This is a genomic window from Paenibacillus sp. FSL k6-2145 (assembly GCF_037976585.1).
GTDB lineage: Bacteria > Bacillota > Bacilli > Paenibacillales > Paenibacillaceae > Paenibacillus.
On the sequence record NZ_CP150267.1, the window covers coordinates 5,180,793 to 5,195,957 of the forward strand.

A 15,165-nucleotide genomic window follows, 5' to 3' on the forward strand; every position below is an offset into this window, starting at 1 on the left:
ATAAAAATATATATAAGATGAATACAATTAAACCATGAACGGAGAGAGCAGAAAGAATCTGAAGAAGCGGAGCTAAAAGCTTTCTGTGGAAAGCTACTTCGTAAGCATAAACTCGCCTTTATCAACAGATTTCTCCCTTGGAAAAAGGGATAAAGGAAATCTGGGGATAACAGTGATCGGAAGGTTATTCTGCTATCGGAGTGGATGTTTAATATTTATAGTTCATCTTATATACCTCACGGGAGGAGAAAAAAGGGGGATTCGCATGAATATATCATTCAAGAAGTTCTCATTGTTAACATTAACCATGGTGCTGGCCACCACGCTTGCTGCCTGTTCGTCTGGTGCGGGAAGTGCCGAGAAGGAAGCTGAGTCGAACACACAGCAGGATGCGGGAGGACCACTTACGAAATATGATCCACCCATTAAATTGACTTCCACCATGAATGAAACGGGGAAAGAATCGCTCGCCCAAGGAGATACACACGCCAACAACATCTGGACCAGAGGGTACAAGGATGAACTCGGCATTGATGTAACGTACGAATGGATTGTTCCGGATGCCAATTATAACGATAAGATGAATGTCACGTTGGCGAGTGGTGATCTGCCGGATGTACTGAAAGTGAGTGCTGTTCAATTCGAACAACTGCATGAAGCGGGAATGCTGGAGGATCTAACCGAAGTATATGACAATTATGCATCCAAACTGGTGAAGGAGTTCATGTCCGCTGAAGATGGAGCGGGCTTGAAACCGGTAACGAAGGATGGGAAAATATATGCAATGGTAAGCTTCCCAGGCTCGCTAGATTCCTCGGATATGATCTGGATTCGTCAGGATTGGCTGAAAAAGGTTGGTCTTGAAGCGCCCAAATCCATGCAGGATGTCATCCAGATTGCGGAAGCCTTTACCTTCGAAGATCCAGACGGAAATGGCAAAGATGATACGTACGGCATTGCCTTGAATAAAGATTTACCTATAAACGCGTTCTTGCTTGGTTATCATGGTTATCTCGAAACCTGGATTAAGGATGCTTCAGGTCAAGTCGTGAATGGAACGATTCAACCGGAAGTGAAAGAAGGATTACGTGAGCTTCAGACTCTGTATCAGAAGGGTGTGCTTGATCCCGAATTTGGCGTTAAGGATTTTGCTAAAATGATGGAGGATGTGAATGCAGGCAAGTCAGGCATGTTCTTCCTGCCACAATGGGCACCTTTTCAGGTTAGCAGCATGATCAAAAAAGACAAAAACATCGACTGGATGGCTTACCCGGTTCAATCGATTGATGATCAACCAGCAAAAACACAGAATCATCTTAGTCTGGGCGGTATATTTGCCGTTCGCAAAGGCTACGAGCATCCGGAAGCGTTAATCAAGTTGCTCAATTTCCAGGCTGAAAAAATGTTCGGTGAGTCTGCCAAGGAAGAACGGGCTGCTTACTTAAATGGACTGACAGGTCTTGGTTTTCATAATGCAACGGTCTCCAACCTGCCAGCCAACAAAAATGTGAAGGCACAGGATGAAGTAGAGCAGGCGCTCAAAACAGGAGATACGTCAGGATTGGAACTGGAAGCGAAGCTATTCTATGACGATATTATGGATTATCGGAATGGGAATCTCGACAAGTGGCATATGGAGCGTATCTTTGGCCCAGAGAGTTCACAAGGTGTGATTAAATATTATCGGGATAATGACCTCATTGTCATGAATGAATTCATCTATGCACCGACGAGAACAATGAATACGAAGCAAGCAACACTGGATAAACTTAGAGCCGAGACGTTTCTGAAAATCATCTATGGTAACTTGTCAATTGACGAGTTTGATAACTTTGTAGCCAATTGGAAGAAACTTGGCGGGGATCAGATCACACAAGAAGTAAATGATACCATCGCAGCTAACCAATAGAAGGACTAATTGATATAATCCAAGAATGAAAAATGAAAAAATGGTGCGCTCCTAAAGGGAGGCACCATTTTTTGATGCTGATCATTTGCGTTTCAATAACAGAACTCCACTGATCGCTGACGTTTTCTGGCGGTACACCACTTTGAATCCAATATCATTGTCCAACAAACAGTTTAATGCATTAATCAGTAATGCACCGGGAACCAGTGTGAATGTACATGGAGACGTATTACCAATCACGCGTACACTTTGGATTCTGCGCGCAGAACCGGGAATGAGCGGATTTCTAGACCAATAAATTAATACCAGATCCGGTTGTGGAACAGCATTGACACGAGCCATACTAATCATCTCTTTTCTATTAAAGGTTCTTAATAGTAGATGAAAAGTAGAGAAAAGGGTGTTAGACGGAAGACATGATGTGTAATAAATAGACTCTACTTATTCGTTGAGTGCTGTTTGGATGGCAACTTGTCCCCTGGCGTTCCCTTGCCGTTGTTTTTATTGTGACGCGCTTTTTCGGCATTTTCGTTAACTTTCTTCACAAAATCTTGAGTACTTTCCATTTGAAATTACAGCTCCTTCCACAAGCAAAATGTGTATTCCCGATTGTTAATATAACCACTGGAAAGTGATTTTATTTTGGTGACATCGCTAAATTTAATTTTGATTCCACATGCTTAGGTCAGTTGGGACATACTGGACATGGGAAGTTCATGCGTCTAAACTAGATAGATCAGACACACTAAGAAGGGATGCGCCGATCCAAACTATGTTGCAGAAATTCGGGTTTACACAATATGAAAGTCAGGTATACGAGGCTATATTTGCGCAGGATGAACCGCTTGATGCCACATCGATTGTAAATTACTCCAACGTTCCCAAAGCTAAAATTTATGAAGTACTTAATCGCCTGATCGACAAGGGAACGGTGCTGACAACGATGGATGGGAAGAAAAAACTATATATGGCTGTGGATCTACAGTCCATTATTCATAAGATCAAGGCTGATTTTGAGAAAGATATTGAGGAATTGAAAAGTTACAAAATCAAACGTACATTCACCGATGAACATATCTGGACGTTAAAAGATGAGTCGTCGATCGCATCGAATATCGAACAGCTTATCGAGGAAGCAGATTCATCGATACTTTTTCTGGCCTGGAATGAGCGAATGGAGAAATATCGTGAACTGCTGGAGCAGAAGGAAAGGCAGGGCGTGTACGTTGAAGTGCTTGCCGTTGGGGGAATGGAGACATCCTTAAACCGGATATACTCGTTGATTCCATTGCTTGATGCACCGGAACCTTCACAGCTGCTTATTGTGGATCATGCGTATTTGCTGTTTGCCGGTGTGGAGCACGATTCATGGCGAGCTATCAAGACGATGTCCAAACCGATTGTCAAAGCAATGACTGATTATTTCTACCATGATGTTGCCCTTACTCAGATTACCAAAAAATACGGTGACCAACTGTTACAGGATGCTGAAATCGAGAAACTGCTCACCAGATTGATCTATTAAAACTATTCTCTTGGAGGATAGTTTTTTTGTTATATCTTTGTTTGAAAACAATCATGAAAATAACTATTGAAACTTTCATTATTATGGGTTACTATCGTAGTTGTAACTTTTGAGGAGGATTCAAAAATGAATAAGAAAGTATATGTGCTTGCTATCGCAGCATTTGTGGTCGGAACCGTTGAACTGATCTTGGGCGGAATTCTGGACCTGATTGCTACTGATCTTCATCTTTCCCTGGCGAAAGCCGGGTATTTAATCTCTATTTTCTCACTTGTCTATGCGTTGTCTGCGCCGATTTTATTAAATATGACGGCCAGATTCGAGCGTAAAAAAGTATATATGTGTACGCTGCTTGTATTTCTAATCAGTAATCTGATCTCTGCGTTCAGTACCAGCTTTTATATGCTGATGGCAGGTAGAGCACTCGGAGCCGCAACAGGTTCCCTTATTTTTGTGCTCTCCCTGACCCTTGCAGCGCGCATTGTGGAACCACAGTATAAAGGACGCGCCGTGGGGATTATTACGATGGGAGGCAGTGCATCACTTATCCTGGGTGTACCACTTGGTATCTTTGTAGGTAACTTGGCAGGTTGGCGTGAGGTGTTTATGCTGATTGCTATTCTGACTGCAGTGGTTATGGTAGCCATCTGGATTGCAATGGATCGTGTGCAGCCGATTCCTGCTGTATCCCTGAAGAAACAGCTTACGGCTCTGTGGAATCCAAAAATGTTGGCGATCCATGCTACGACTTTGCTTGTACTTGCAGGTCACTTGACTTTGTATGCGTATTTCACACCATTTCTGCAAGAAACGCTGGGTGCCAGCGCGACGATGGTTACCTTTATCTATATGATGTTTGGGATCGCCGCTGTTGCAGGGGGAGGCATAGGGGGCATGTTATCCGATCGTCTGCACCCTGCTAAAGCAATAGTTATTGTGCTGATTCCCTTTATCGTGAGTATGGCTGTCATTCCGTTCAGTGTGGGCTTGCCTTTGATCGTCTTCTTGCTGCTGTTAAGCATCTGGAGTGCACTGAGCTGGACCGTTACACCTGTACAGAATAGTCTCATTATCAAAACGTCGCCGGAAACAGCTGAAACACTAATCAGCACCAACTCAGGTATTGCACATGCAGGTATTGCACTGGGTACCTATATCGGCGGCATGGTGATTGATCATTCATCGATTCTGAACACCGGATGGGTTGGTTCTGTTCTGATTTTGCTTGGTTTGGTGTCTGCCATCTATGCCATTAGCGTTAAGGAAAAAACCGTTCAGGCGGTTGCTTAGAATAAAGAAATTAGACAAAAAGCTTGAACCTCTGCATTCCCATAGTTTAATGGGTGTAGAGGTTTTTTTGCTGTTTCGCTAGAGTACGCGTCAGCAGAATAAACCATTTTCATATCGAGCAAAACTTGCTTTATTCATGGTAATCTATATAATTAAAAGAGTTTTAAAAAGTGTTATTTAATGTTGAATTACATGATGTGTATTGAAGGAGCGGTGATCATGACTACGAAAACGGAAAAACAAAAAATGCTGGATGGCGAGCTGTACTTGGCTTCGGATCTTCAATTGACTGAGGACAGAGAGTATGCAAGGAAAATGACGCGGACGTTCAATCAAACGACGGAAACGGACGGTGAGCTACGCACCAAGTTATTGAAGGAACTGTTGGGATCTACAGGTGAATACCTGAGTATGGAACCTAATATTCATGTGGATTATGGATATAACATTCATGTAGGCAATCATTTTTATACTAATTTTAACTGTACGATATTAGATGTGTGTGAAGTTCGTATTGGAGACCATTGCTTAATGGGGCCAGATGTACATATCTATACGGCTACTCATCCACTCCATCCGCATGAACGCAATACGGGTGCAGAATATGGCAAGCCAGTCACGATTGGCAATAATGTATGGATTGGTGGTAGAGCCGTTATTAATCCGGGTGTGACCATTGGAGACAACGTAGTCATTGCTTCTGGGTCGGTGGTTACAAAGGATGTTCCGGATAATATGATTGTAGGCGGTAATCCTGCTAGAATCATTAGAGAGATTGAGCTTTAATTTATTTTAGACAGAAGATGGGAAGTGCTTACGAAATGATGACTGAAAAAGAGAAATCCCAATTAGGGCTCTTGTATAACGCCAATTATGATCAAGAGTTAATTGAAGAGCGTTTACATGCCAAAGGGCTTTGTTACGAATACAACCAGCTTCATCCAGGGAAGATTAATGAAAGAGAAGCGTTAATCAAGAAACTGCTGGGGAAAACGACAGACCGTTTCCTGATTGAACAGCCATTTGTATGTGATTACGGCTATAATATTGAAATTGGTGAGAACTTCTATAGCAATCATAATATTGTCATGCTGGATGGAGGAAAAATCAGTTTTGGAGATAACGTTTTTGTTGCTCCCAATTGCGGATTTTATACTGCAGGCCACCCTTATGATGTTGAGCAGCGCAATGAAGGTCTGGAGATCGTTGGACCCATCACGGTGGGCAATAATGTATGGATTGGTGGCGGTGTGACAGTTCTTGCCGGAGTGACGATTGGAGATAATACGATCATCGGCGCAGGGAGCGTAGTCACCAAGAGTATACCGTCTGGCGTGATTGCTGCGGGTAATCCTTGCAGGGTCATTCGCAAGATAACGGAAGAAGACAAAACAAAGTACAGCAGGGATGTAGTGAAGAACAAATAGTGAAAAATGTGATAGTAGCTAATGAGAATGCCCGATGTGTAGCATCGGGTGTTTCTTTTTGAAAATAAAAATAAATCCCCCAGACAGAAAACATGCCAAGGTATCGTATAACCTACACTTTTTCATGTGATTTGTCTGAGGGATAGAAGAATGTATCTGTTACATTTGCTTAAAAAACCTTAACGCTGCAAACTTTTCCCGTTACTGCTGATCACTTCTTTGTACCAATGGAAGGATTTCTTGCGATAACGTTCGAGTGTTCCTGATCCATCGTCATGACGATCCACATAGATATAACCATAACGTTTTTTCAACTGGGCAGAAGACGCACTGACCACATCAATGCAACCCCATGATGTATAACCCATAATTTCAACGCCATCTTCAATGGCTTCGCCAACCTGAACCAGATGATCATTCAGATACTGGATGCGGTAGTCATCTTCAACCGTTTTTTTGCCGTCAGCACCCGTGATCAACTCATCAACAGCACCAAGACCATTTTCTACAATAAACAGTGGTTTTTGATAGCGGTCATAGAACATGTTAAGGACATAACGCAATCCTTGCGGATCAATCTGCCATCCCCATTCACTTGCTGGCAGATAAGGGTTAGGTACACCCCCAAGCAGATTACCTTCACCTGCGATTTGTTTCTCCGGGTCTGCTGTCTGACAGATACTCATGTAATAACTGAAAGAGATAAAGTCTACCGTATTCAGCAACATTTCCTCGTCGCCAGCTTCCATCTGAATCTCAATTCCATTTTCACGGAAGTAACGTTTCATATAACCAGGGTAGCGACCTCTTACGTGTACATCACCGAAGAAATAGTTGCTGTGCTCGAATTCCATGACTTTGATCATATCGTCTGGATTTGGTGTCAGCGGGTAGGTCGGCATACTGAGCATCATACAACCAATCTGTGCTGTAGGAATGATCTCATGACAGAGCTTCACAGCGGAGGCACTGGCTACAAACTCATGATGGATCGCCTGATACAGATCTTGTTTGCTAAGCTTTTCCTTCGGCGTGTAGATGCCTCCGCTCATGAAGGGTGCTTCAAGGATCGAATTGATTTCGTTAAAAGTAAGCCAATATTTTACTTTGTTTTTATAACGTTTAAATACGGCAGTTACATAACGCTCATAGAATCCAACCATCTTCCGGTTAACCCAGCCGTCATATTCTTTGGACAAATGAAGAGGTGTCTCATAGTGGGATAGCGTAACCAGTGGTTCGATCCCGTATTTGTGACACTCGTCAAACAGATTGTCGTAGAATTGCAGCCCTTCTTCATTTGGTTCCAGCTCGTCCCCTTTTGGGAAAATCCGGGACCAGGCGATGGAAGTACGGAATACTTTGAAGCCCATCTCGGCAAACAGTTTCACATCTTCCTTGTAGCGATGATACAGATCGATACCGATCAGTTTCATGTTATCTTCAGTGGGTTCTTCCGTGATTGGCCCCATGATGCCTTTAGGAGCTACATCCTGAGTAGATAATCCTTTGCCGCCTTGATTGTATGCACCTTCAGCCTGGTTGGCCGCAATTGCGCCACCCCACAGGAAATTTTCCGGGAATTGATAGGTTTGATTTTGAGAGTTAATCATGTGTATCGCTCCATTCATCAAATTGATTTTAAGAGGTTGTTCGAAAAGCCCGCTTTTGATTACAAAGGATGCCTAACGGCATCATCTGCATCGAATATGGCATTCAGCCGAAATGTCCGTTGCTCACGTAGTTTTCCCTACGCTCTGCTACTCCATTTCTAGCTTCATCCCATCTTCTCGGTACTGAAAACCGGTCTTTTTGAACACGCACTTTAAGATGATTCATATATGACATAAAAAAAGCTTAAACGTTGTAACGGGTTACACGTCAAGTTTTACTTTTGACCCAGATTTGATGCATACTATTATTCTATAGTTCGTTAGCAAGAAGGGAGTCTCCGATGTCCAAGTTTGATGAAATTATGAAGCGGTCCGGTTACTCAAAAGCGACAGTGTCACGCGTGATTAATCATTCTCCGCATGTTAGTGATGAAGCAAGACAGATCATAACGGATATTATGAAACAGTTGAATTATATTCCCAACCGGAATGCAATATCGTTATCTACAGGGCAAACAAAACAGATTGGAATTGTGACCTCTACCACAGGTGAGATCATTCTTACATTCATGAATCAATTCATTGATACAGCCATGGATTTTGGGTTTCAGACGATTATCTATACATCCCGTGGAGATCCAGAGATTGAATTGCAGGCGTTCGAAGATCTGCGCAGTAAACGAGTTGATGGTCTAGTTATTATTGCTTGTGTCAATGATCCTCGGAAATTAAAAGCTTATATGGAGTATGGGCCCATTGTCTCCTGGCAGCGAATGGGGAACGACGAGATTCCGTCTGTCGCGATGGATCAGGCAGAAGGGTACAAATTAGCTCTAGAGCATCTGGTATCAAAAGGATACACCCGAATTGCAAATGCATTTGGCAGGGCTGAAAGTTTGAATACCCAGAGCCGCCGTAAAGCCTATGAATCTTTCATGAAGAGCAGAGGGTTGCATGTGTGGACTGAAGCATATCAATATTCCGTATTTAGCTCCTCCGATGGCGAAGAAGCGATGCGAAGAATGGCTGAGGGACCAGAACTTCCACAGGCCGTATTATGTTCGAATGATTATGCAGCCATCGGCATTCTGAGTGAAGCACGCAGACGGAATATTCAGGTACCGGAACAACTCGCCATTGTGGGGTTTGATGATATCGAGCTTTCCCGTGTTCTTGGAATCACGACCATACACAATCCGATTGCGGAGCAAGCCACCCAGGCTTTCCATCACTTGTGGGCTGTATTGGGTAAAACAGAGTTGAAGACAGAGCAGCTGACATACCAGCTGATTGAGCGTGAGACAACTTGAATCCATAAGACCTGATGTGGAAATCTGGTTTTATGGATTCAATAATTATTCAAATTTGAAGCATCTTCGAATCGGACACATACGATATACTGAATATGAGCTTCAGAACGACATATCTGTACGGAGATGTGGCGTGAAGTTTTTGTATCATGTTACAAGTTACATATTTCACAAACGATTAGCAGGAAAGGTGAGAATGGACTTTATGAAGACAGTGACAGGCCGATTCAGAATTGCGGGCATATGGGAGGGTGTATCCTTACTTCTGTTGATTTTTATTGCTATGCCTCTGAAATATTTTGCAGATATCTCTTCCGCTGTAGCCGTAATGGGCATGATTCATGGTATTTTGTTTCCTTTGTACCTAATTGCGCTAGTTCACTTGGCTCTGGTCAAAAAGTGGAAGATAACGCGTTGGCTGATGGGTGGACTAGCCGGTCTACTGCCGTTTGGAACTTTTGTATTTGAATCTTATCTTCGGAAGAGAGATTGGAAATAAAAATCAATATGACTAAATGAAAGCAGGCGACTAATTCAGATGTTATCCGAATTGTCGCCTGTTACTTTCTGTACAAGTACTACTTTACTGTACCTTGTTGACGATCAGACAATAAGCTGACTCCAATATCGCCAGAGGCATTCGACACAGGTGCATACGCCGAGAAGGAAGTAACAACTACCAGCGCAGTGAACAGAAACAAGAATGATTTTTTCATACCATAACCTCTTTCATATGGGGATATATTCCATTTGATTCTAACGCACATAGGCTATACTTGAAAAGAAAAAGTTTAAATGAGCAAGCTATTGAATGACTGAAAGGGTTGAGGTTCTATGAAAGATATTCATGAGTTAACATCCATAGAAATGGTTGAAGAAGCTATTCAACAACATGAATTGGTTTTTTTGTATGTATCTCGTCCAGATTGCAGTGTATGTCACGCTTTACTCCCCAAGATCAGGGCGTTGCTTGAACCTTATCCATCCATATACCTCGGTCACATTAATGCTAACGAAGTGGAAGAGGTTGCATCCAAGTTTCTTATTTTTACCGTTCCAACAATGATCATGCTTGTGGAGCAGAAGGAATATATTCGAGCGGATCGTTTTGTGCGCTTGGAACGTCTGGAAGAGCAGCTGCAACAGATTCACTCCATGTATGTCCAAGATGAGGAATAGAAAGCTAAAGCTTCATGAACGGCGGCTCATACATGAGCCGTTTTTTTGCGCCCGCAGTGGCATATAGCTATGAATAAAGTACATGATGCTTGAACTCGCAAATTAAAGTGTTGCCATGAAAACGGTTTTATGATAATTTAAACATTATAAAAACGTTTTTATAGTAAAGGAACAAAACTTATGGCAAAGATAACGATTAAAGATGTAGCAAGGGAAGCGGGCGTATCCATATCTACGGTCTCCAACGCCTTGAATGGTGTGGATGTCTTGAACCCGGAGACAAAATCACATGTTCTTAAGGTGGCAGAGCGTTTAAATTATGTGCCCAATCTGAATGGCAAGCTGTTGAAGTCCGGTCAAACCAAAATGCTCGGTTTTTTCACTACAAGTGTTTCGGGTCCGTATTTCTATAAGCTGGTTGAGTCGATGTCTCGCGAATGTGATCGTCTTGGGTATGGTTTGAATGTATTTGTGACCAAGGATAAACACGTTATTATGAGTAATATTCTGGGTCGGCGGGTGGATGGTGTCATTATCTACGAAGAGCTTAGGATCGATGAGCAAGATATTATCGCCATGGAGAAAGACAAAATCAAGGCTGTTTTTCTGGATCGGGTCTATCAGAGCGATACGATGGGAAGTGTCATTTTTGACTCGTATGTGGCGGCTTATGAAGCAACCAAGTATTTAATTGGGCTGGGGCACAAGAAAATTGCTTATATTTCGGGTGTGGACACGATGTTTGACAGTGTACAGCGTAGGGATGGCTATCTGGCTGCCTTGCGTGAATACCAGCTTCCAATCGATGAAGATTACATTATACAAGGGTACTTTGAGGAGGAGAGCACGTATAGTGCGATAAAATCTTTTCTTCATTTACACCCCGGCAAGCGGCCTGATGCATTTCTTGCAGGGAATGACTTGAGTGCAATTGGCTGTATGCATGCGTTGAAGTCTGAGGGCTTTGAAGTGCCTCAAGATGTTAGCGTCGTGGGTTTTGACGATATTGATATCGCACAGTATTTTTCTCCACCGCTTACAACAGTAAGAAATCAAATTGCAAGACAGGGTATCCTGGCAATCAATCAACTGGTGGGTATGATCAAGGAGAAAGAACAAGGGGCTGCACAGAAATTGGCGGGTGAGCTGGTGGTGAGAGGTTCAAGCCATGTGAAGATCGACCGGAAAGATTATCGTACATAAGCTGACGCATCTTCTCCGGTCTTTTTTTACATAAATAAAAACAAAGGGGTTTTTTATGTCGAAAAATAAAAACGTTTTTATAAACATGCATGATGGAGGGGAGTAAAAAAACGTGGATAAATTAGCCGTAGAGACATCAACCGGTAAAAATACGATCAGTCCCAACGGGAAGAAACCCATCGGACAACGGATTAAAGAATTCATAGTCGATTATCGGAGACAATGGGAGATTCAATCGATGATTATCCCGGGCATTATCTTTATGATTATTTTCTGTTATATCCCGATTTACGGTTTGACGATTGCTTTCAAAAATTACACGGTCATTGATACGCTGGCTACCGCTCCTTGGGTAGGGCTGGATAATTTCAGAATCATTTTATCAGACAAATACTTCTGGGATGCAGTTGTGAATACGCTGGGGATCAGTTTCTTGAAATTAGGTATCGGGTTTGTCATTCCGATCATTCTCGCGATCATGATCTACGAGTTAAACAGCGGACGATTCAAGAAGTTTGTGCAAACGGTTTCATATTTACCTCACTTTTTGTCCTGGATTGTACTTGGGGGAATGCTGATCACCTGGTTTTCAACCACGGGGTTATTTAATCAATTATTGCTTAGTCTGGGAGTGATCTCGCAACCGCAGAACATCTTGCTGGATGCAGGCAAGTACTGGTGGATTGCTACGTTATCGGATATTTGGAAAGAAGCAGGTTGGGGAACGATTCTGTATCTGGCGATCATGGCAAAGATTGATCCTACGTATTATGAAGCGGCCAAAATCGATGGTGCAAGCCGTCTCAGACAGATCTGGAATATCACATTACCTAATATGAGATCAATCATCAGCCTAAATCTGATTCTAACTGTAAGCGGTTTATTAGGGTCGAATCTGGATCAGACCCTGGTGCTCATGAACTCCCAGAACCGCGACAAAGCGGAAGTCATCAATTCGTACGTCTATCGTATGGGGATGTCTCAGGGTGACTTTTCATATGCAACGGCCGTTGGCTTGGGTGTCTCAATCATTTCTGTCATTCTACTCGTCACGGCAAACAAAATCACAAGCAAATTAAACGATAATCAATCTGTGTTGTAAGAAGGAGGCATCCCGCGTGAATGGAAAGGTGGCAAAAGAAGATCTCGATAGTCGGATCTTTGATACGTTAAACATGATTTTGTTAATCATCTGTACGATCGTTATTCTGGTTCCGCTCTGGAATGTCATCATCTCTTCCTTTAGTTCAGGCAAGGCACTGGCGGAAGGTGGATTCATCTTCTGGTCACCGGAATTCTCGCTGGAGAATTACAGAGCGGTATTCAATGATCAGGGCATCTGGCAGGCATTCTTCATATCAGTGTCCAAAACAACGATTGGCGTTGTTACACATGTGTTCTTCTGTGCCATGGTTGGTTACGGTCTGAGCAAAAAGTACATAAGAGGCCGTAAATTATACGTTGCTATGGGTGTTATTACAATGTTCTTCTCGGGCGGCATGATCCCGACATACCTGTTAATCAAATCACTTGGCCTGCTTAACAGCTTCTGGGTGTACATTATCCCGGCGTTATTCAGCTTCTATGATGTCGTGATTCTGATGAATTTCTTCCGGAATGTCCCGGATTCTCTGGAAGAATCGGCCAAGATTGACGGTGCTGGGGATTGGCATATTTTCCTGAAAATCTTTATTCCACTCTCCATGCCTGCCATGGCTACAATTGCGCTATTTAATGGGGTGGGGCAATGGAACGACTTCATGACAACCAAGTTATACATTACTGATCAGTCACTGTATCCACTCCAGATGATGTTGTATGAGATTATCGTTCAGTCACAGACACAATCCATGCAAAATGTCGGGGGTTCGGCTGTTATTGAAACAACGACCAAAGGTGTGCAGCTAGCCACTATTGTCATAACAACACTCCCTATCGTGCTGATCTATCCCATCGTTCAGAGATACTTTATCTCGGGAATGATGCTCGGAGCGGTCAAGGAATAGGAGCAACAAATACCCCATTTTGAGGAGGAACAAAAATATGTTGAAGTTGAACAAGGCATCAGGCAAAAAAGGGATAAAATTGCTCGCAACACTGCTCACAGCCGTACTTATGATTACAGGTTGCAGTGGTGGATCGGGGGGCTCCAGTGAAGGGAACTGGGTATCCATTGAAGATCGTTATACAGTTGACCCGGAAAAGCCGGCTTGGCAGTTGGATAAAAAGGAAGAGGCTACCGACCTGACGTGGTACGTCAATGCTGACTGGTGGAACACTGATTTTGGCAAGGACATTGTTACCAAGAAAATCAAAGAGGATCTGAACATCAATATTAAATTCATCACGGGTGATGATACCAAGTTAAACACCTTTTTCGCGGGTGGAGATATGCCTGATTTGTTGACGGTGTTTGACTCGAATTCTCCAGTGGTGCAAAAAGCTGCAACCTGGGCTATGCCGCTGAATGATCTGGCGGAGAAATACGATCCTTACTTCAATAAAGTTGCGGCTGCCGATACATTGAACTGGTTCCAATTGGCGGATGGTAAAACCTATGGTTACCCGAACTATTCCAATACACAAGAGGATTATGATAGCGGTAACATTCCTGCCAAAACGGCATTTATCATTCGTAAAGATGTGTACGAAGCTTTGGGTAGTCCGGTCATTGGAACGCCAGAAGAATTCCAGAGTGTGATGAAACGAATTAAGCAAGAGTTCCCTGCGCTGATTCCGTTTGGATTCAACTCTATAGGTGAAGGAACAGGTTCACTCGGGGATACGTTGCAAGATTTCATCGGTGTTCCGCTGGAAACTGAATCAGGAGAATTCTACGATCGCAATCTGGATGAAGATTACCTCACGTGGTTGAAAACATTGAACACCGTGTACAGAGACGGCAATATCAGTGATGACAGTTTTGCCGATGATGGAACCGCTTTTGAGGAAAAAGTGAAGTCCGGTAAATATGCAACCATGCTGCTTGACGGTACACCTCAACAAGGAGGAAACCTGCAAATCTACATGAGTGCCAATCCAGGCAAAGAATATGTTGCTATCGATGGACCGCAGAGCACCAAAGGCAATGCACCAACATTGAATCAATCCGGAATAACCGGGTGGATGATCAATTTCATCTCCAAGGATTGTAAAGATCCGGCCAAGGCCATTCAGATTTTCACATACTTGCTGAGTGAAGAAGGACAGACGCTTATGAATTACGGGATCGAGGGGGAAACCTACCAAACCAAAGCCGACGGTAGTGTAGAATTGCTGCCAGCGGTGAAAGACCTGCAACTCAATAACGCGGATCAATTCAAAAAGGATTATCGGATGGGTGAATTTATGTTCTTCGGTCATGACCGCCACAAAGCACTCAGTGCAGATGCTTTTCCGGAAGCGATTAAACAGATGCAGGAGTGGGGCCAAGGCAAGCTGAAACCACACTTCATTCTGGAGAATATTAGCCCGGATCAAGGCACACCTGAAGCTCGTGCATTGTCGGCGATTAACACCAAATGGAATACAACACTGGTCAGTATGGTACGTTCCAAGGATGATGCCTCATATGACAATGCACTGGCTTCTTACAAGTCATTTTTAGGTGAGAACCGTTGGGAAGAGATTGTGAAGGTACGCAGTGAAAAGATGAAATTGAACAAAGAGAAACTAGGCATTCAATAATAGAAATATGAAGGAGAATCCT

The 15,165-nt window shown here is 43.1% G+C and carries 16 protein-coding genes; 12 read left to right on the top strand and 4 right to left on the bottom strand.

What is annotated here, in order from left to right:
• Positions 1 to 265: 265 nt before the first annotated feature.
• Entirely contained in the window at positions 266 to 1,909 is a 1,644-nt protein-coding gene (locus NZ043_RS23010; RefSeq protein WP_339309314.1) for an extracellular solute-binding protein, read from the top strand.
• A gap of 81 nt (positions 1,910 to 1,990) precedes the next feature.
• On the opposite strand, the gene NZ043_RS23015 is transcribed toward NZ043_RS23010, so the two are convergent.
• A complete protein-coding gene (locus NZ043_RS23015) occupies positions 1,991 to 2,251 on the bottom strand; it encodes a hypothetical protein (protein WP_091030953.1) in 261 nt (86 codons plus the stop codon).
• Positions 2,252 to 2,346: 95 nt separating this feature from the next.
• The gene (locus NZ043_RS23020) at positions 2,347 to 2,475 is read right to left on the bottom strand and encodes a DUF4023 family protein (protein ID WP_047842809.1); all 129 of its coding nucleotides are present in this window, start codon (positions 2,473 to 2,475) and stop codon (positions 2,347 to 2,349) included.
• 206 nt (positions 2,476 to 2,681) lie between these two features.
• On the opposite strand from NZ043_RS23020, the gene NZ043_RS23025 reads away from it, so the two are divergent.
• The 4 genes from NZ043_RS23025 (at position 2,682) to NZ043_RS23040 (ending at position 6,151) form a co-directional block, all read left to right on the top strand.
• Positions 2,682 to 3,434 (top strand): helix-turn-helix domain-containing protein, encoded by a 753-nt coding sequence (locus tag NZ043_RS23025; protein ID WP_091030952.1) that lies wholly within the window; start codon positions 2,682 to 2,684, stop codon positions 3,432 to 3,434.
• Positions 3,435 to 3,560: 126 nt separating this feature from the next.
• The gene (locus tag NZ043_RS23030) at positions 3,561 to 4,724 is read left to right on the top strand and encodes an MFS transporter (RefSeq protein ID WP_133384624.1); all 1,164 of its coding nucleotides are present in this window, start codon (positions 3,561 to 3,563) and stop codon (positions 4,722 to 4,724) included.
• 219 nt (positions 4,725 to 4,943) lie between these two features.
• Positions 4,944 to 5,510: a sugar O-acetyltransferase gene (locus NZ043_RS23035; RefSeq protein ID WP_310335019.1), complete on the top strand. Its 567-nt coding sequence runs from the start codon at positions 4,944 to 4,946 to the stop codon at positions 5,508 to 5,510.
• A gap of 38 nt (positions 5,511 to 5,548) precedes the next feature.
• On the top strand, positions 5,549 to 6,151 hold the full coding sequence (locus NZ043_RS23040) for a sugar O-acetyltransferase (protein WP_249911800.1): 603 nt from the start codon (positions 5,549 to 5,551) through the stop codon (positions 6,149 to 6,151).
• 179 nt (positions 6,152 to 6,330) lie between these two features.
• Here NZ043_RS23040 and NZ043_RS23045 read toward each other — a convergent pair whose 3' ends face one another.
• Positions 6,331 to 7,764, bottom strand: a complete 1,434-nt coding sequence (locus NZ043_RS23045) for a glycoside hydrolase family 1 protein (protein ID WP_339309315.1) — start codon at positions 7,762 to 7,764, stop codon at positions 6,331 to 6,333.
• Positions 7,765 to 8,105: 341 nt separating this feature from the next.
• Between NZ043_RS23045 and NZ043_RS23050 the strand changes: the two genes are divergently transcribed.
• A complete protein-coding gene (locus NZ043_RS23050) occupies positions 8,106 to 9,074 on the top strand; it encodes a LacI family DNA-binding transcriptional regulator (RefSeq protein ID WP_249910829.1) in 969 nt (322 codons plus the stop codon).
• A 196-nt stretch (positions 9,075 to 9,270) separates the two neighbouring features.
• Positions 9,271 to 9,573, top strand: a complete 303-nt coding sequence (locus NZ043_RS23055) for a DUF3817 domain-containing protein (protein WP_306068467.1) — start codon at positions 9,271 to 9,273, stop codon at positions 9,571 to 9,573.
• Positions 9,574 to 9,652: 79 nt separating this feature from the next.
• On the opposite strand, the gene NZ043_RS23060 is transcribed toward NZ043_RS23055, so the two are convergent.
• Positions 9,653 to 9,790, bottom strand: a complete 138-nt coding sequence (locus NZ043_RS23060; RefSeq protein ID WP_167350856.1) for a hypothetical protein — start codon at positions 9,788 to 9,790, stop codon at positions 9,653 to 9,655.
• A 118-nt stretch (positions 9,791 to 9,908) separates the two neighbouring features.
• On the opposite strand from NZ043_RS23060, the gene NZ043_RS23065 reads away from it, so the two are divergent.
• The 5 genes from NZ043_RS23065 (at position 9,909) to NZ043_RS23085 (ending at position 15,143) form a co-directional block, all read left to right on the top strand.
• Entirely contained in the window at positions 9,909 to 10,253 is a 345-nt protein-coding gene (locus NZ043_RS23065) for a thioredoxin family protein (protein ID WP_289392382.1), read from the top strand.
• Between the two features lie 180 nt (positions 10,254 to 10,433).
• Positions 10,434 to 11,456 (top strand): LacI family DNA-binding transcriptional regulator, encoded by a 1,023-nt coding sequence (locus NZ043_RS23070; RefSeq protein ID WP_076330992.1) that lies wholly within the window; start codon positions 10,434 to 10,436, stop codon positions 11,454 to 11,456.
• A 112-nt stretch (positions 11,457 to 11,568) separates the two neighbouring features.
• Entirely contained in the window at positions 11,569 to 12,558 is a 990-nt protein-coding gene (locus NZ043_RS23075; RefSeq protein ID WP_206105737.1) for an ABC transporter permease subunit, read from the top strand.
• Positions 12,559 to 12,574: 16 nt separating this feature from the next.
• On the top strand, positions 12,575 to 13,462 hold the full coding sequence (locus tag NZ043_RS23080; protein ID WP_017688674.1) for a carbohydrate ABC transporter permease: 888 nt from the start codon (positions 12,575 to 12,577) through the stop codon (positions 13,460 to 13,462).
• A gap of 37 nt (positions 13,463 to 13,499) precedes the next feature.
• The gene (locus NZ043_RS23085; protein ID WP_176872652.1) at positions 13,500 to 15,143 is read left to right on the top strand and encodes a sugar ABC transporter substrate-binding protein; all 1,644 of its coding nucleotides are present in this window, start codon (positions 13,500 to 13,502) and stop codon (positions 15,141 to 15,143) included.
• Positions 15,144 to 15,165 lie beyond the last annotated feature (22 nt).